The 17,650-nt window shown below is 64.1% G+C and carries 17 protein-coding genes; 12 read left to right on the forward strand and 5 right to left on the reverse strand.

Annotated features, from left to right (window positions below):
• Positions 1-142 precede the first annotated feature (142 nt).
• Entirely contained in the window at positions 143-958 is an 816-nt protein-coding gene (locus WFP44_RS08160) for a bifunctional transcriptional activator/DNA repair enzyme AdaA (protein WP_336925968.1), read from the reverse strand.
• A 78-nt stretch (positions 959-1,036) separates the two neighbouring features.
• Here WFP44_RS08160 and WFP44_RS08165 point away from each other — a divergent pair, with 78 nt between their 5' ends.
• The 6 genes from WFP44_RS08165 to WFP44_RS08190 all read left to right on the forward strand — a co-directional run bounded on the left by WFP44_RS08165 (position 1,037) and on the right by WFP44_RS08190 (position 7,537).
• Positions 1,037-2,620 carry a S1 family peptidase gene (locus WFP44_RS08165; protein ID WP_336925969.1) on the forward strand — a complete coding sequence of 528 codons (1,584 nt, stop codon included), beginning with the start codon at positions 1,037-1,039 and terminating at the stop codon, positions 2,618-2,620.
• Positions 2,621-2,784: 164 nt separating this feature from the next.
• Complete coding sequence (locus WFP44_RS08170) at positions 2,785-3,342, forward strand: F0F1 ATP synthase subunit delta (protein ID WP_336925970.1); 558 nt, start codon at positions 2,785-2,787, stop codon at positions 3,340-3,342.
• A 27-nt stretch (positions 3,343-3,369) separates the two neighbouring features.
• Positions 3,370-4,899: a F0F1 ATP synthase subunit alpha gene (gene atpA, locus WFP44_RS08175; protein ID WP_336926316.1), complete on the forward strand. Its 1,530-nt coding sequence runs from the start codon at positions 3,370-3,372 to the stop codon at positions 4,897-4,899.
• A 29-nt stretch (positions 4,900-4,928) separates the two neighbouring features.
• Positions 4,929-5,798, forward strand: a complete 870-nt coding sequence (locus tag WFP44_RS08180; RefSeq protein ID WP_336925971.1) for a F0F1 ATP synthase subunit gamma — start codon at positions 4,929-4,931, stop codon at positions 5,796-5,798.
• 18 nt (positions 5,799-5,816) lie between these two features.
• Positions 5,817-7,274, forward strand: a complete 1,458-nt coding sequence (gene atpD / locus WFP44_RS08185; protein ID WP_336925972.1) for a F0F1 ATP synthase subunit beta — start codon at positions 5,817-5,819, stop codon at positions 7,272-7,274.
• Positions 7,275-7,279: 5 nt separating this feature from the next.
• Complete coding sequence (locus WFP44_RS08190; RefSeq protein WP_336925974.1) at positions 7,280-7,537, forward strand: ATP synthase F1 subunit epsilon; 258 nt, start codon at positions 7,280-7,282, stop codon at positions 7,535-7,537.
• A 72-nt stretch (positions 7,538-7,609) separates the two neighbouring features.
• Here WFP44_RS08190 and WFP44_RS08195 read toward each other — a convergent pair whose 3' ends face one another.
• A complete protein-coding gene (locus tag WFP44_RS08195; protein WP_336925976.1) occupies positions 7,610-7,906 on the reverse strand; it encodes an HNH endonuclease in 297 nt (98 codons plus the stop codon).
• Between the two features lie 2 nt (positions 7,907-7,908).
• Positions 7,909-8,844 carry a DMT family transporter gene (locus WFP44_RS08200; RefSeq protein ID WP_336925978.1) on the reverse strand — a complete coding sequence of 312 codons (936 nt, stop codon included), beginning with the start codon at positions 8,842-8,844 and terminating at the stop codon, positions 7,909-7,911.
• Positions 8,845-9,022: 178 nt separating this feature from the next.
• On the opposite strand from WFP44_RS08200, the gene WFP44_RS08205 reads away from it, so the two are divergent.
• From WFP44_RS08205 to WFP44_RS08220, 4 genes are read left to right on the forward strand one after another with little or no spacing between them, the layout of a single operon-like run.
• Positions 9,023-10,039 (forward strand): glycosyltransferase family 2 protein, encoded by a 1,017-nt coding sequence (locus WFP44_RS08205; protein ID WP_336925979.1) that lies wholly within the window; start codon positions 9,023-9,025, stop codon positions 10,037-10,039.
• Entirely contained in the window at positions 10,036-11,730 is a 1,695-nt protein-coding gene (locus WFP44_RS08210) for an ArnT family glycosyltransferase (RefSeq protein WP_336925981.1), read from the forward strand. The genes WFP44_RS08205 and WFP44_RS08210 overlap by 4 nt, the downstream gene beginning before the upstream one ends.
• Before the next feature lie 2 nt (positions 11,731-11,732).
• A complete protein-coding gene (locus WFP44_RS08215) occupies positions 11,733-12,551 on the forward strand; it encodes a class I SAM-dependent methyltransferase (protein WP_336925983.1) in 819 nt (272 codons plus the stop codon).
• 10 nt (positions 12,552-12,561) lie between these two features.
• Positions 12,562-13,491, forward strand: coding sequence for a lysylphosphatidylglycerol synthase domain-containing protein (locus tag WFP44_RS08220; protein WP_336925984.1), 930 nt, complete (start codon positions 12,562-12,564; stop codon positions 13,489-13,491).
• Here WFP44_RS08220 and WFP44_RS08225 read toward each other — a convergent pair.
• On the reverse strand, positions 13,424-14,566 hold the full coding sequence (locus WFP44_RS08225; RefSeq protein WP_336925985.1) for a glycosyltransferase: 1,143 nt from the start codon (positions 14,564-14,566) through the stop codon (positions 13,424-13,426). The genes WFP44_RS08220 and WFP44_RS08225 overlap by 68 nt on opposite strands.
• Positions 14,567-14,752: 186 nt before the next feature.
• Here WFP44_RS08225 and WFP44_RS08230 point away from each other — a divergent pair, with 186 nt between their 5' ends.
• Positions 14,753-16,270 carry a TadA family conjugal transfer-associated ATPase gene (locus tag WFP44_RS08230; RefSeq protein ID WP_336925987.1) on the forward strand — a complete coding sequence of 506 codons (1,518 nt, stop codon included), beginning with the start codon at positions 14,753-14,755 and terminating at the stop codon, positions 16,268-16,270.
• Between the two features lie 116 nt (positions 16,271-16,386).
• Here the strand turns inward: WFP44_RS08230 and WFP44_RS08235 are convergent, their stop codons facing one another.
• Entirely contained in the window at positions 16,387-16,620 is a 234-nt protein-coding gene (locus WFP44_RS08235) for a hypothetical protein (protein WP_336925988.1), read from the reverse strand.
• Positions 16,621-16,696: 76 nt separating this feature from the next.
• On the opposite strand from WFP44_RS08235, the gene WFP44_RS08240 reads away from it, so the two are divergent.
• The gene (locus WFP44_RS08240) at positions 16,697-17,629 is read left to right on the forward strand and encodes a DMT family transporter (protein WP_336925990.1); all 933 of its coding nucleotides are present in this window, start codon (positions 16,697-16,699) and stop codon (positions 17,627-17,629) included.
• Positions 17,630-17,650: the final 21 nt, after the last annotated feature.

The following is a 17,650-nucleotide window of genomic DNA, read 5'->3' on the forward strand; positions in this document are numbered from 1 at the left end:
AGGCTTGTTCGGCAACAACGGCTCGATCACCAGCCACTCATCATCGGTCAGTTCAAATCTACGACGCGTCATCCAAAGCTCCTTCCCTAAGCCTTGAATCAAACGCGCCCGCGCCGCGCAAGTCAGTTTATGAGTTTACGGCCTAGGGCGTCTTTTCGCGCCGCAGCAATTCGCGCTTGATCGCCTCGCCCCAGGCATAGCCTCCCAGCGATCCATCGGCGGCGATCACCCGGTGGCACGGGATCAGCACCGCTACGGGGTTGGCTCCGTTCGCCCCGCCCACCGCGCGCGCGGCGCCCGGCTGGCCGATTGCCACGGCGATTTCGGCATAAGAGCGTGTCGCGCCCGGTGGAATGGCCCGCAACTGCGCCCAGACGCGCTGCTGGAAAGGCGTTCCGCCGGTATCAAGTGTCAGACCCTGCGCGCCGCTGGCCGGCTTCTCCACGCGGGCCACGACTTCATCCATCAGCGCCGCCGGCACCGCCCCTTGCGCCAGATCGGCCTGCGGAAAATGGCGCGGCAGATCGTCCCCGCTTTCGTGGAAGGACAGGCGGCAGATGCCCTTGTCGCTCACCGCCAGCAGCATGGGGCCCAGCGTGGTCTGCCGCACCGCCCAGCCGATCCGCACCCCCGCCCCGCCGCGCTGCCAGGCCGATGGCGTCATGCCCAGCCGTTGGCGCATCGCGGCGTAAAAGCGGCCCGCGCTTTCAAATCCGGCATCGTACACCGCATCCGTAATCCGCCCGCCCTGTGCGAGCGCGTTTACCGCGCGCTCTTCGCGCAGGGCGCGGGCAAAGGCAGCGGGGGAAAGGCCAGTCACGCGCAGAAACAGGCGCTGCACCTGAAAGGCCGAAAGGCCCGTCGCGCGCGCAAGCGCATCCAGCGTGGGCGCTTTTCCCTCGCCATCCAGAAGGCAGGCGATGCGATAGGCCAGTATCTGTTCATCGGGATTCGTCATGCCCTGATGATAGGATGGCTAGGCGTGATTGCTTCCCGAATCTTGCAAGGCGGGCAAGGTGCTGAAAGAAGGTGGCCCATGATACGCTTGATCACCGCCCGCCTGCTTCCTGCCCTTGCCCTTCTGGCCGCCCTGGCCGGGCTGTCCCTGCCCGCGCACGCCGACCCTGCCGATATCGATGCGGCCGCGCGCGGTGTGGTGCGGGTGGTGGTGGCGGCGCGCGATGGCGGGGAACTTTATGCCGTCAGCCACGGTTCGGGTTTTGCGGTGAATGCCGAAACCATCGTCACCAACGCCCATGTCGTGGGCGAGGCGATGGGGGATCCGCGGCTGGTGATCGGCATTGTTCCGTCTGAAGGGGGCGAGGCGGTGTATGGCCGGGTGATTGCAATTTCCCCGCGCAACGATCTGGCTCTGCTGCGCACGACCAGCCCCCTGCGGCTCGCGCCGCTCACGCTCTCGGGCCTCACCCCGCAGGGTGCCGGGGCCGTTACCGCGATTGGCTATCCCATGAATGTGGATCAGGCGCAGGGGCTGGCGATGGCGGACATCTTCCGCGCGCAGCCGCCGGTGACCAGCCAGGGCTTCCTGTCGGGCAGGCGGCCCAGCCGCGAATTCGATACGCTGCTGCACACAGCGCCGATTGCACGCGGCAACAGCGGCGGCCCGCTGGTGGACCAATGCGGGCGCGTGATCGGGGTCAATTCGTTCGGCACGGAAAGCGCGGGGACGGAGGCCGAGTTCTTCTTTGCCGTCTCCATCCGCGAATTGCTGCCCTTTCTGCGTGCCAATTCGATCACGCCCACGGTCAATTCGCTGCCCTGCCGCAGCCTGGCTGAACTGGAGGAAAGCGAGCGCGCTCTGGAACAGAACCGTCAGGCCGAAGCCGAGCGACGGGCACAGGCCGAGGAAACCGCCCTGGCGCAGCGGCGAACGGAAATGCGCCGCGAGATAGAATATGGCGTGATCGACGAACGCGCCAACGGTCTGGCGCTGGCGCTCGTACTGCTGATGGTCGGTTTTGCGGGTGCCGGATTTGCCTGTGACGCCCATCGCCGGGGGGTGATGCAGCACCGCAAGATCGGCGGCGCGATCGCTTTGGGGGCGGTCGTGCTGGCACTGGTCGCATGGGCCATGCGTCCATCCTTTGCCGAGATAGAGGAGAGGCTGGAGGAGCAATTGCGCGCCCAGATGGAGGCAGAACGCGCCGACGGGGACACAGGGGTCATCGCCGCCGCCGCGAGCGGGGAACTGACCTGCGTGCTCGATGTCGGGCGCAGCCGGGTGGTAGGCGAACCGCTGGAAAGCCTGCCGCTTGAATGGCGCAGCGATGGCTGCGTAAACGGGCGCACGCAATATGGTCTTGCCAGCGGCGAATGGACACGCATTTTCGTGCCCGAGGATGACCAGAGCGTCTCGATCAACCGCTTCGACCCGGCGACAGGGGAATATGTGGTGGACCGCTTCCTGCTCGACCGCGAGGCGATGATCGCCGCGCGCGAAGCCCGCGCCCAGTTCCAGGCGCCTGCCTGCGGCGCAGGGCCGGAAGCGGCAGGCGCATTCGGCGCGCAGCAGGCCCAGATCGCCGCGTCGCTGCCCGCCAGCCCCAATGAGCGGCTGGTCTATCGTTGCGGTTCGGGCCGCGTCGCGGCTGAGGAATAAAAACGCGGCATCCGCCGGACGGCCAAGATGATGCCGGGTGGCTTGCATCCCCGGCACCTGCCTGCTAGGCGCGCGCCAACCTTGCCCGGACCCATTCGTTTGAGTCCATCTGGTGGCAAGTGACATCTATCGTTTTCGGTAACCTTTCAAGGGACACCTCACGCGTGGAGCTTTCCGCCGGTATCAAGGCAAGCCTGGCAGGGCGTTACGCCTCCGCCCTGTTCGATCTCGCTAGCGAAGCGGGAAGCGTTTCGGCTGTGGAGGCTGATCTCGACAAGCTGCGCGCTGCGCTGGCCGAATCGGGTGAACTGCGCGCGCTGATCCAGAACCCGCAGGTCAGCCGCAGCGCGCTGGGCCGCGTGGTTGCAGGCCTTGCCACGCATCTGTCGCTTTCACCGCTGACTGCCAATTTCCTGGGCGTGCTGGCCGAGAACCGCCGCGTGGGCGCCCTGCCCGCCATTATCCGCGCGTTCGCCGCGATTGCCGCTGCCCAGCGCGGCGAGGTGGCCGCCGAAGTCGCCAGCGCGCACCCGCTGAATGCCAGCCAGCTTGCCGAACTGGAAAACCGCCTGCGTGCCCGTGAAGGGCGCACGGTGAAGCTCGCTACCCGCGTCGATCCCGACCTTCTGGGCGGGCTTGTCGTCACCATTGGTTCCAAGCGTATCGATTCGTCGATCCGCACCCGTCTCAACTCGCTTGCCCAGGCCATGAAGAACGCCTGACCGCCCCATTTGTCGAAAGGCTGAATGATGGAAATCCGCGCCGCAGAAATCTCCAAGGTCATCAAGGACCAGATCGCCAATTTCGGCACCCAGGCCGAGGTGAGCGAAGTCGGCTCCGTGCTGTCGGTTGGTGACGGCATCGCCCGCATCCACGGTCTGGACAAGGTTCAGGCCGGCGAGATGGTGGAATTCGCCAACGGTGTGCAGGGCATGGCCCTGAACCTGGAAGCGGACAATGTCGGCGTCGTGATCTTCGGCTCTGACGCCGAAATCCGCGAAGGCGACACGGTGAAGCGCACCGGCACCATCGTGGACGTGCCCGTGGGCAAGGGCCTTTTGGGCCGCGTGGTCGATGCTCTGGGCAATCCGATCGACGGCAAGGGCCCGCTGACCGATGTCACCCGTATGCGCGTGGAAAAGAAGGCCCCCGGCATCATCCCGCGCCAGTCGGTGCACGAGCCGGTGCAGACCGGCCTCAAGGCGATTGACGCGCTGGTTCCCGTGGGCCGCGGCCAGCGCGAACTGATCATCGGTGACCGTCAGACCGGCAAGACCGCCGTGGCGATCGACACCTTCATCAACCAGAAGGAAGTCAACGCCGGCACGGATGAGAGCAAGAAGCTGTATTGCATCTATGTCGCCGTGGGCCAGAAGCGCTCGACCGTGGCGCAGATCGTGCGCCAGCTGGAAGAAAACGGCGCGATGGAATATTCCATCGTGGTTGCCGCCACCGCTTCGGAACCGGCCCCGCTGCAATATCTCGCCCCCTATACCGGCGCGACGATGGGCGAGTTTTTCCGCGACAACGGTATGCACGCCGTGATCGTGTATGACGATTTGTCCAAGCAGGCCGTGGCCTATCGCCAGATGTCGCTGCTGCTGCGCCGCCCGCCGGGCCGCGAAGCCTATCCGGGCGACGTGTTCTATCTGCACAGCCGCCTGCTGGAGCGTGCGGCAAAGCTGAATGCCGAAAACGGTTCGGGCTCGCTCACCGCGCTGCCGATCATCGAAACGCAGGCGGGCGACGTGTCGGCCTATATCCCCACCAACGTGATTTCGATCACCGACGGGCAGATCTTCCTGGAAACCGGCCTGTTCTATCAGGGCATCCGTCCGGCCATCAACGTCGGCCTGTCGGTGTCGCGCGTGGGCGGTGCGGCCCAGACCAAGGCGATGAAGAAGGTGGCCGGCTCCATCAAGCTGGAACTGGCGCAATACCGCGAAATGGCGGCCTTCGCGCAGTTCGGTTCGGACCTCGACGCCGCCACGCAAAAGCTGCTCAACCGCGGCGCGCGTCTGACCGAACTTCTTAAGCAGAAGCAGTTCAGCCCCATGCCGTTCGAGGAACAGACCGTGTCGATCTATGCCGGCACCAATGGCTATCTTGATGCCATTCCGGTGAACCGCGTGGGCGAATACGAAGCCGCAATGCTCAGCTATATGCGCAACGAGCATGGCAGCGTGCTGGCCGAAATCCGCAACAGCCAGAAGTTCGAAGGCGAAGTGGCGGAAAAGACCAAGGCCGCGCTCGACGCCTTCGCCAAGCAGTTCGCCTGATCCTCTTCGAGCCTTGTTAGGGAGCCGAAATGGCCTCGCTGAAAGAACTTAAAGGTCGGATCAACTCGGTCAAATCGACCCAGAAGATCACCAAGGCCAAGCAGATGGTCGCCGCGGCCAAGCTTCGCCGTGCGCAGGCTGCGGCCGAGGCGGGGCGTCCTTATGCCACCCGTCTGGCTGCGGTGATGGCCTCGCTCGCGGGCAAGGTCAGCGGCGATTCCGCCCCGCGCCTGCTCGCCGGCACCGGATCGGACAAGCGCCATCTGCTGGTGGTTGTGAATACCGACAAGGGCCTGTGCGGTGGCCTCAATTCCAACATCGTCAAGGAAGCGCGCAATGTGGCGCGCGCGCTGATGGCAGAAGGCAAGGAAGTCGAATTCTTCCTTGTCGGCAAGAAGGGCCGCGCGCCGCTGAAGCGCGATTTTCCCAATGCCATCGGCGATAGCTTCGACACCAGCACCGTGCGCACCCCCGGCTTTGCCGAAGCGGCGCAGATCGCGGACCAGCTGGTGGCGATGTTTGATGCGGGCAAGTTCGATGTCGCGCATCTGATCGCACCGGTATTCAAGAGCGCGCTGGCGCAGGATCCGGTAACGCAGCAGCTCATCCCCGTCCCCGCCCCTGCCACCGCTGCCGCATCGGATGCGGTTGTCGAGTATGAGCCGGACGAGGAAGCGATCCTTGCCGAACTCCTGCCGCGTTACATCAAGACGCAGATTTTCGGCGCGCTGCTGGAACGCGAGGCATCCGAACAAGGCGCGTCGATGACCGCCATGGACAATGCCACGCGCAATGCCGGCGACCTGATCAGCAAGCTGACCATCGTTTACAACCGCCAGCGTCAGGCGGCGATTACCACCGAACTCATCGAAATCATTGCGGGCGCGGAAGCGCTCTAAGCCCGAGGGAATAGCAACATGGCCACCGCCCCCGTCCTCAATCAGACCACCAATGGCACGATTGCCCAAGTCATCGGCGCCGTCGTCGACGTGACCTTCCCCGGCGAACTGCCCGCCATTCTCACCGCGCTGGAAACGCGCAACGGCGATTCCACGCTGGTGCTCGAAGTGGCGCAGCATCTGGGTGAAAACACCGTGCGCACCATCGCGATGGACAGCACGGAGGGCCTCACCCGCGGCCAGGAAGTGATCAATACCGGCGCGCAGATTTCGGTGCCGGTCGGCCCCAAGACGCTGGGCCGCATCATGAATGTGGTGGGCCAGCCGATTGACGAGCGCGGCCCCATCGGCGCCGATCAGACCGCGCCGATCCACGCCAAGGCCCCCGAATTCGTCGACCAGTCGACCGATGCCTCCATTCTGGTCACCGGGATCAAGGTCATCGACCTGCTCGCCCCTTACGCGAAGGGCGGCAAGATCGGCCTGTTCGGCGGCGCGGGCGTGGGCAAGACCGTGCTGATCCAGGAACTGATCAACAACATCGCCAAGGGTCACGGCGGCGTGTCGGTGTTCGCCGGCGTGGGTGAACGCACCCGCGAAGGCAACGACCTGTATCACGAATTCCTCGACGCGGGCGTTATCGCCAAGGACGCCGAGGGCAATGCGACCTCGGAAGGCTCCAAGGTGGCGCTGGTGTTCGGCCAGATGAACGAACCGCCCGGCGCACGCGCCCGTGTGGCGCTGTCGGGCCTGACGATGGCGGAATATTTCCGCGACCAGGAAGGGCAGGACGTGCTGTTCTTCGTCGACAACATCTTCCGCTTCACGCAGGCGGGTTCGGAAGTGTCGGCGCTGCTGGGCCGTATTCCTTCGGCCGTGGGCTATCAGCCTACGCTGGCAACCGACATGGGCGCGCTGCAGGAACGCATCACCTCCACCACCAAGGGGTCGATCACCTCGGTGCAGGCCATCTACGTGCCCGCGGACGACTTGACCGATCCGGCGCCCGCCACCTCCTTTGCGCACTTGGATGCGACCACCACGCTGAACCGCGCGATTTCGGAACTGGGCATTTATCCGGCGGTTGACCCGCTCGATTCGACCAGCCGCGTGCTGGAGCCGCGCATCGTGGGCGCAGAGCATTACGAAACCGCCCGCCGCGTTCAGGAAACGCTCCAGAAGTACAAGAGCCTGCAGGACATCATCGCCATTCTGGGCATGGACGAGCTTTCGGAAGAGGACAAGCTGACCGTGGCCCGCGCGCGCAAGATCCAGCGCTTCCTGTCGCAGCCCTTCCATGTGGCCGAAGTGTTCACCGGCATCCCCGGCAAGTTCGTGCAGATCGAGGACACCGTGAAGAGCTTCAAGGCGGTTGTGGATGGCGAATACGACCACCTGCCCGAAGCCGCCTTCTACATGGTCGGCGGGATCGAGGAAGCGGTGGCCAAGGCCAAGAAGCTGGCTGAGGACGCGTAAGCAAAATGGCTCTGCATTTCGAACTCGTCACTCCGGCCAAGCTGGTTCGGTCCGAGGATGTCTACATGGTGGTCGTCCCCGGAACCGAGGGCGAGTTTGGCGTGCTGGAGGGCCATGCTCCCTTTATGTCGACCATCCGCGACGGTGCGGTGCAGGTCTACAAGGCGGCAGGTGCTGCGCCGGAAAACATTCTGGTGCGCGGCGGCTTTGCCGAAGTCAGCGAAGCGGGCCTCACCGTGCTGGCGGAGCAGGTGGAAGGCTGATCGGCCTGCGCTTTTGCCGCGCCAATCGGCTTGAAAAGGGCGTCCGGTCGGGCGCCCTTTTTGTTTGGGGCTTCAGCCCTTGCGCCTGACCGGTGCGTTGAAATCGGGCGGCCTGCCAGCCACCCATGCAACAAAGCGCGCCAGATCCTCTCGCGCCATCAACCGGGTGCGGTCTGCCCCGATGCGGGCCAGTTCGGCGTTGGTAAAGCACGCATGGATGGTCTTGTGGCAGATCGGATGCACCGCCACCACGTCGCGCCCCTTGCGTGCCTTGGGAACAGGATGGTGCCACTGCACCGCGCGGCCCAGCGGCCTTTCGCACAGCCAGCAATGCACAGCGGAATGAACGTCAGACTGCGCACCCGTCACCTTCAGGCCCCCAACTGCTCCTGTGCCGCCAGCGCGGCATCCTTGCGTTGCCGGTCGCGGCGGCGGCCGGCCTGCCACAGGAACAGGCCTGCCGCGATGATGACGCCTGCACCCAGCATGGCGATGGCATCGGGCGCATCGCCAAAGAAGACCCAGCCCAGCCCCACAGCCATCAGCAACTGGCCGTAAGTCATCGGCGCCACGGTGCCAGCTCCCGCACGCACCGTGCCCATGAAGATAAGATACTGCGCCAATGTGGCCGACAGGCCGATGAAGGCGCAGCGCGCCACCACGCTCCAGTGCGGCGTTGTCATCACAAAGCCTTCCACGCCGCTGAAATGTCCGGCCAGCGTTGCGAAGGCGAGCACGATCAGCGCGGTGACCGACATATAATATTGCATCGCCAATACGCTGGCCCTTCCCGCCGCGGCGCGGTTGGCGATGATCACCACCGCCATGCCGGTGGCAGAGAGCAGCGGCAGCAGCGCCCCCCAGCCGATCACTTCGAAATTGGGACGCAGCACAATTGCAACGCCGATAAAGGCCAGCGCGGTGGCAATCCAGGTGCTGGCATGGGCGCGTTCCTTCAGGAAAACCAGCGCCAGCAGCGCGGTGATGACAGGCTGGGTAAAGGCGATGGTCGTGGCCTCCGCCAGCGGCATGATCCACACCGCCAGGAACATCCCCACCGCCGACGTGCTGATCGCCAGCCCGCGCAGCCACTGCAAACCGTCGCGCGGCAGGGCAAGTCCGGCCACGCCGTGATGCCGCAGCACCAGCCCCGCCAGCAGCAAAGTGCCCATGAGGTAGCGCGTGGTTGCCATGGCGGTTGCGGGCCATTCCCCCGCCATCCCCTTGATGATCGCATCGCCAAGGGAAAGCGTGCAGAAGCCCGCCAGCGCATAGAGCAGGCCCGCGCGGTCAGAAGGATGTGGCATGGTCGGTATCGTCCTCTCCCAGGCTCTCGCCTAGAGCAGCAGCGGGAGGCGGGCAATCGGCATGAAGGGAAGCTACCGAGCTTTTACCCGCGGTTAACTATGAACCGGTAGTTCTGCGCAGACAGGCGGAACGCGGGCGTTTCGGCGACTTACAGAGCGGGACGACGAACGGGGCCACATGACCAAGCTGATCATCCAGATTCCTTGCCTGAACGAGGCGGAAAGCCTGCCGGACACGCTGGTTGCCCTGCCGCGGATCATCCCCGGCATCGACACGATCGAGATCCTTGTCATCGACGATGGCAGCACCGATAACACCGCCGATGTCGCCCGGCGGTTTGGCGCGCATCATGTGATCCGCCACCGTCGAAACCGCGGACTTGCCGCCTCGTTCCAGACCGGACTTGATGCCGCGCTGGCCGCAGGTGCGGATATCATCGTCAATACCGATGCCGATGGGCAATATGCCGGCGAGGATATCGGCAAGCTGGTCGCCCCGATTCTGGCGAACGAGGCCGACCTTGTGATCGGTGATCGGGGCGTCGGCCGCAACGAGCATTTCGGGTTCATCAAGCGGCGCCTGCAAAGGCTGGGCAGCGCGGTTGTGCGCAATCTGTCTGGCACCGAAGTGACCGATGCCGTCAGCGGCTTTCGCGCCATCAGCCGCGCGGCGGCGCAGCGCATCACCATCACCACCGAATTCAGCTACACCACCGATATGCTGATCCAGGCCGGCCGCAAGCGGTTCAAGATCGTGAGCGTGCCAATCCGCACCAATGCGACCGAGCGGCCGAGCCGGTTGTTCAAATCCATCCCGCAATTCATCGCGCGCCAGTTGATGACGATGGCACGCGCTTATGCTACCTATAATCCGCTGCGCACTTTCGCCCTGATTGGTGCAATCATGGCAGCGATCGGTCTCATTCCGATGGCACGTTTCCTTGTCCTGTGGGCAATCGGCCAGGGGGACGGGCATATTCAATCGCTGGTTCTGGGCGGCGCTTTTCTGGTGATGGGCGTGCTGACCGGGTTGCTGGGTGTGCTGGCCGAATTGATCGGCGCGAACCGCAAACTTCTCGAAGCCGCGCTGGCCCATATCCGGCGGCTGGAGCAGGACGTAGCCGCACTGCGCGACCAGTCCAATTCCGCAATCCCGTCTGCCAAGACCTCGACGGCCGACCGGGAAGCGGCATGACCACCCTGCCGGCCACAGCCCCGGATGCGGGCGCAAGACCCCGATCAGCGACGCCGCGCCCCTCGCCCGTTCCGGCGGAGCGCTGGCTGCTTCCTGCCGCGCTGGTGCTGGTTCTGGCGCTGCAATTGCCGCTGGTGCTCCACCGGGCGATCAACTGGGACGAGTTCTGGCATTACAACCTGACCGTTCTGGCCGCGCAGGGCCAGCTCGATCAGCCCTTGCAGACCCTGTTTACACGCGTCTTCATGTGGGTGCCGGGCCTTCCCGGAAACCCGGTGGATCATATCGTGCTGATCCGCCTGTTCATGCTGGGCTGCGAAGTGGTGGTGCTGGCGTGCATTGCCGCCATTGCCGGGCGTTTCAGCGACAGGAACACCGGCCTGCTTTGCGCGCTTGCCTATCTCTCCAGCATTTTCGTGTTTCAGCACGGCACTTCGTTCCGGTATGATCCGCAGGCAGCCGCGCTGCTGATGGGCAGCCTGTGGGTGCTGGTATGCCGCCCGGCCACAGCCCGCTGGATGGTGCTGGCGGGCGTTCTGGGCGGGCTTGCCGCCATGATTACCATCAAGTCGGTTCTTTACGCGCCGGTCTTTGCCGGCGTATTCTGGCTGCGCTGGAACGAGAACGGTCGCACGCGCGCTGCGCTGGGCGGACTGGCGATCATGGTGCTCGCTGCGGCCATCACCTTTGCTGCCGTGTATCTTTGGCATACCAGCACGATCGTCGAAGCCCCCGGCAGCGGGGCAGGCGACCTTGTCCGTGCATCGGGCGAGAAGATGTTCAGCCTGACCGAACATCTTTATCTGCTCCACAATCTGAAGGGCGCGATCTTTTCTCCCGTCATGACGGTGCTGGCCCTGGCCTGCCCCTTTGCCATCGCGCTGGCAAAGCGCCCCGCCGCCGAACGCGCCGCGTTGGCCGGGTTCTGGCTGCCGCTGACCACGCTGGGCTTTTACCACAACACTGCGCCCTATTTTCATGTGTTCATGCTGGCCCCCGTGGCGGTATCGCTGGCTGCCATCATGCCGGCAGCAGTCCGCCGCTATGGCATAAAGCCCCTCGCGGCCACCTTCGTCCTGCTGACTGCAATGCTGCTGTGGCGCGAGGAGGAAAGCCCGATCGGCAAGCAGCGCGAAATCATCGCCACCGCCAGCGAGATTTTTGGCGAGCCGGTAGCCTATTTCGACAGCAGCGCCATGCTCGGCCAGTTCCGTAAGGCCAATCCGTTCATGACCCCGTGGGGCATCCACCGCTATCTGCGCGGCGAATTTCCCAGCATGACCGCCACGATGGAACGGCAGGCAGTGCCGCTGGTGGTGGAAAATGATCCGCTGTTCACGCAGGCGCTGCGCACGCGCGCGAATGTGAACGGGTTGCTGCCGCAGGATCTTGCCGCCTTGCGCGCTACTTACATTCCCTATTGGGGCCCTCTGTGGATCGCAGGCTTTGACCTGCCTGCGGGAAGCGCAGAACAAACATTGCTGGTGCGGGTTCCCGGTCCCTACACCGTGCATGGCAATGCTTCCGTGATCGTGAACGGCACCGCCTACGAACCGGGAAGCGTTTTCACGCTGGAACGCGGACCGCACCGCATCGCCGCGCCGGATGCCGCCGCACGTCTGGTCTGGGGCGACAGGCTTGCCCAGCCCGCCCGTCCGGCCCCGGCCGAACCCTATTTCATGGGATTTTGACCATGTGCACGAAACTTCCGCAAAGGCTCGAAGCCGGTCCCCCTGTGGCCCTGCCTTCCGGCCGAGCCAGCACGGCAAACGCACCGCGCTCGCTGCCCCCACTGACCGCCAATGCAAGCCTGCGCTGGGACGTGGTGCAAAGGCTGCTTCCGGCCCAACCTGGCCGGGTGCTGGAAATCGGTTGCGGACGAGGAACCGCCGCTGCGCGGATTGCCCGGCGGGCGACGAAACTTGTGGCGGTGGAGCCCGATCAGGCATCGTTCGCGGAGGCAAGGAACAATCTGGCAGGCTTAGCCCAAGTGCATAACTGCATGAGCTTTGAATTGGATGCACGCGAAAGCTTCAACACGATCTGTGCTTTCGAAGTGCTGGAGCACATCGCGGACGATCAAGGCGCGCTAATGGAATGGAAGGCCAAGCTGGAACCGGGTGGGCAGCTGTTGATCAGCGTCCCGGCGTGGCAGAAGCGCTTTGCAGAACTGGATGAACTCGCTGGGCATTTCCGTCGCTATGATCCCGCGCAAATGGAAGCCCTGCTGCGCAAGGCCGGCTTCACGGACATCGTGGTAGAGCTTTACGGATTCCCCGCCGGACATTTGCTCGAAGCGATCCGCAACGCCCTTGCCAAACGCAGTCTGGCGGCCGGAGCCCATATGTTGGATATTGCCGAGCGCACGGCCGGATCAGGCCGCCTGCTGCAACCCGGCAAGGTCTGGATGAACGATGTGATCGCTCTTGCCGCGCGCCCCTTGGTGTGGCTCCAACGGTTGTTCCCAAATCGCGGCGTCGGACTGGTGGCCCGCGCGCGCAAACCCGATTGATCGGGTGCTCGTGCAACGCCTGAACCTCGCCCGGTATCGCCCCATGGCACAAGGCGCCTTTCTGCTCGCCGCTGTTCTGGCGGGTGGGTGGCTGGTCGCCCGCGAGGGCGAGGCTATCGTCGCCGCGCTGGCAAGGGCCGACCTGCTGCATATCGGGATCGCGGTGATAGCTGCTTGCGCAAATCTGGCATTGGCGGCGCTGTCGTGGCGCTCTGTTGTGCCGATTGGCACAGGCAAATTTCCGGCCGCAGCGGCTGCGCGTCTTTTCCTGCTGTCGCAGGTGGGCAAATATCTCCCCGGCGGGATCTGGAACTTTGTTGCCGCAGCAGACCTTGCCCACACGGCAGGATTGCCGCGCGCTGCCATCGTCGGCAGCTTTTTTCTGGCTTTGATAATCGGCATCGGTTCAGGCGCAGCTCTGGCACTGCTGCTGATCCCGCAGGCGGCCGAGCAATTGGGTTTGCCGACCTGGTGGATCGGGGCAGCATTGGTCGTGGGTGTGCTTGGGCTGGCAATCTTGCATCGGTTCTGGCCGCAGCTCCGCGCTCGCTTGCCCATCGTTGATCGGCGCAGTCTCCTTCTCGCAACAGCTCTCGCCACTGCGGGTTGGATATGCGCCGGAGCAATGATCTGGGCACTTGCCTTGGCATTTGGCGGTGAAGATGCAGGACACGTGTCCCCCGCTTTTGCCATTGGTGCCTATGCCTTCGCATGGGTTGCGGGCTTTGTGGCGTTCGTCGCGCCAGCCGGTCTGGTCGTGCGCGAAGGCGCGCTGATTGCAGGCCTTGCCTCAGCCATGCCGCTTGCCGAAGCAGGCGCCGTCGCGCTGGTTGCCCGCGTGATCGTGACGCTGATTGATATCCTCGGCGCGGTTATCGCGGGAGTGGTGACCAAGCGTCCAGAAGCACACACAACTGGCGGATACCCCGATCAGGCGTGAGTTCAGCAAGAATTTCGGCAGGCAAGGGCTCTGGCGTGCTGGGAGCTGCCAGTTCCTGCGCCACGGCTTTTGCCAACGCTTGCGGATCGCCGGGCGGCACGGTGATGACCGCCTGCGGATAGGCCTGCGCCAAGGCCTCGACTGCCGCGCTTGACCGCGTGATAACCGGCTTGCCTACCGCCAACTGCTGAAACAGCTTGTTCGGAATCACGCGCCCTGCCTTGTCCGACAGACCGAAAACGCCAAGACACAGCCGCGCTCGCGCAATGACGGCGGGAAGCCGCGCGTAATCAACCCAGGCAATCCAATCGACCTGCGCGCCCGGATTCTGGATCAACCACGCGCGCAGTTGCGGCTCCATCTGTCCGCGCCCGATGATGACCCATCGCGCATCCAGACCCGCGGACAGGCGCGCGGCCGACAGAATCGTCTCGATCCCGTGCAGTGGGATCAATTGCCCGTAGAACAGCACGATCGGCAGGCCACCCGGTGGCCCGAGCAGATCAGCCGCATCATCCTGCACCTGACAGGGCGTGAACTGCGGCTCTGCCCCGACCAGCACGGTAACCAGACGGTCGCGCGGCAGTCCGAACTCGGCAGCGAGATAGTCGCCATGGCAATCCGTATCGACCAGGATCACATCGGCCAATCGGAGCACCATCCGCTCGAACAGCCAGATTGCGCGGGCAGCAAGAGGTGTTCTGACCATTCCGCGATCCGCAACAATCATGTCGTAGAGCGGCAGGAAGGCATCGAAAACCAGCGGACGCCGCATCATCCGTGCGAGAGGGGCAATCAGGAGCATTTCCGCAAAGCCCGGATACGGCAGCAGGATTGCCGCCATGCGGGGAGATCGCCACAACCGCCAGAGTGCACCCGGAAGTCCGATCAGCAGCCGCACCACCACCATGGCGACACTTGCCTTGGACGGAATATTGGTCTGCGCGACGCCCTCCCAGCCGGGAATCAGGATATCCTCGGCAAGACGCCCGCTCCGGCGCAAAGCCGCAAGCAAGAGGCGAACGCGCGGCTTGCGCGTATCATAGGCACCAAAGACGACGATTGGACGCGGCATCACCTGCTTTTGGCAAAGCCCGCAGCGCTTGTCAGCGGGCAATTCCGGCCGGCCCACAGCCCTGTCCAGGCGCATGGAATTTAGGAAAATAATAAGGTTTCTCTCTTATTCACCTTTTTTCGAGACGAGCCCTTCGCAAGATTGCGGCGAAGTCCGGATGATGATGGAAACTCTCAGGGGCTGGGCATGAGCGCTTTCGGACGCAGGAACGGGACACTCGGACAGCAGGGCGCACGCCCTGCCTTCGGCGTGGCCAAGCCGATGCGCGGCGGGGCTGTTGCCCCTCCCGGATCGGTTCCGGCCGGTGGCGAGCAATTCCCGCCCCTGCCCGGTGAAAACCTTGATGCCGATCCGCTCGGCGGTCTGCCGCGCGAAGACGCGATGAGCCGGCTGGCCGAACGGGCCAATGCCGTGCACGCCGCGGACGAAGGGCCGCAGGGCTTTGAAGCCAGTGTCCACAAGATCAAGGAACAGGTGCTTCCGCGCCTGCTCGAACGCGTCGATCCCGAAGCGGCTGCCACGCTGTCAAAGGAAGAGCTTTCCGAAGAGTTCCGCCCCATCATCATGGAGGTGCTGGCGGAGCTGAAGATCACCCTCAACCGGCGCGAGCAATTCGCGCTGGAAAAGGTGCTGATCGACGAACTGCTGGGCTTCGGCCCGCTGGAAGAGCTGCTGAACGATCCCGACATTTCGGACATCATGGTCAACGGCCCCGAACAGACCTATGTCGAAAAGAAGGGCAAGCTGCAGATCGCGCCGATCAAGTTCCGCGACGAAAGCCACCTGTTCCAGATTGCCCAGCGCATCGTGAACCAGGTCGGTCGCCGCGTTGACCAGACCACGCCGCTGGCCGACGCCCGCCTGAAGGACGGCAGCCGCGTCAACGTGATCGTGCCGCCGCTGTCCCTGCGCGGCACCGCGATTTCCATTCGTAAGTTTTCCGAAAAGCCCATCACGCTCGATATGCTCAAGAACTTCGGTTCGATGAGCGAGAAGATGTGCACCGCCCTGAAGATTGCCGGCGCGTGCCGCATGAATATCGTGATTTCGGGCGGCACGGGTTCGGGCAAGACCACCATGCTCAATGCCCTGTCGAAGATGATCGATCCGGGCGAGCGCGTGCTGACCATCGAGGACGCCGCCGAACTGCGTCTGCAACAGCCGCACTGGCTGCCGCTGGAAACCCGCCCGCCCAACCTGGAAGGGCAAGGTGCGATCACTATTGGCGATCTTGTGAAGAACGCCCTGCGTATGCGCCCGGACCGCATCATCCTGGGCGAAATTCGCGGCGCGGAATGTTTCGACCTGCTGGCCGCGATGAACACCGGCCACGACGGGTCAATGTGTACGCTGCACGCCAACTCCCCGCGCGAATGCCTGGGCCGTATGGAAAACATGATCCTGATGGGCGACATCAAGATCCCCAAGGAAGCCATCAGCCGCCAGATCGCGGAAAGCGTCGATCTGATCGTTCAGGTGAAGCGCCTGCGCGACGGCAGCCGCCGCACCACCAACATCACCGAGGTGATCGGGATGGAAGGCGATGTGATCGTGACGCAGGAATTGTTCAAGTTCGAATATCTGGACGAGAGCGAAGACGGCAAGATCATCGGCGAATTCCGCAGCACGGGCCTGCGTCCCTACACGCTGGAAAAGGCGCGCCAGTTCGGCTTTGATCAGGCTTATCTGGAGGCGTGCCTCTGACACGCCTGTCGCAAGCCCATCCGGGCTTGCGGCCACATCGCAAAAGCTCGGGCGGCCGTTCGGCCATGCGCTCGCCAGGCGACCGTTACCTTTGAGGTGTGCTTGCGAGGGAGGATCTAGCCCCCCAGCCAGCCCTTGATTGCCACCAGCAGCAGGCCTGCGCCAATCGTGGCACTGGCAAGGAACACCGGCGTCCACGGCACGCAGCCCACGCGGTCGATATCCCTGCGCCGGGCGCGGCGCCAATCGGCCAGCAGGGCAATCGCGGCGAGCAGCAGGAAGGCCGCGGCCCATAATCCCACTTCGGTCGCCTCGCTGGCAAAAAGGATGAAAGCAGGCAGGTTAAGCATTGCGCGCGCATATGTGCGCGGTTTTGCGGATCGGCAACTGCTTGAACAATGCCGCCCGCCCTCTATGGGAAAAGGCATGACATCTGCCCGCCACGACCGCCCCTTGCTGGCACTTGCGATAAGACTGGGCGGCGTGATGGGGCTGTCGATCATGGCCGCGCTGATCAAGCTGGCGTCCACGCGCGGCATCCATCTGGCCGAGATTATCTTCTGGCGGCAATTCACCACCGTTCCCATCCTGCTCGCCTGGGCATGGTTTGCCGGGCAGGGCGCAGGCGTTGCCCGGCTGAAAGCGCTGGCGACCAAGCGCCCGCGCGATCACGCGATGCGCGGCATTTACGGCATGATCGGCATGGTCTTCAATTTCGGCGCGGTGATCCTGCTGCCGCTGGCGGAGGCGACGACGATCAATTTCTCCGCGCCGATCTGGGCGGTGATCCTGTCGATCATTTTCCTGAAGGAGAAGGTGGGCGTCTGGCGCTGGAGCGCGGTGCTGGCGGGGTTTGCGGGTATTCTGGTGATCGCGCAGCCTGGTGACGGGCATATCCCGCTGGTCGGCGCGGCAGTGGCAATGGCGGGGGCATTCATGATTGCGCTGATCTCGATCCAGATCCGCGACCTTTCGCGCACCGAAAACCCCATGGCGATCGTGTTCTGGTTCGCCACGCTGAGTTCGATTTGCTCGCTGCCTTTCATGCTATTCGTGGCAGGCCCGCATGATGCGCTCGATTGGCTTATCCTGCTGGGCACCGGACTTGCGGGAACCTGGGGCCAGTTGATGATCACCGCCGCGCTCCGCTATGGCAAGGTGTCGAGCGTGATCGTGATGGATTATTCGGCGATTGTCTGGGCCACCTTGTTCGGCTGGCTGCTGTTCGCAGTGCTTCCGCCGATCACCACGCTGTTCGGCGCACCGTTGGTGATTGCGGCGGGCATCATCATCGCGTGGCGCGAACGGGTGGTGCGGCGCGCACCCTTTACCGATCAACGCGGCGCGGCCGGAACCTGATGCCCGGCTAACCGTTCAATC

Source organism: Alteraurantiacibacter palmitatis, from assembly GCF_037154115.1.
In the GTDB taxonomy this organism is placed as follows: Bacteria; Pseudomonadota; Alphaproteobacteria; order Sphingomonadales; family Sphingomonadaceae; genus Alteraurantiacibacter; species Alteraurantiacibacter palmitatis.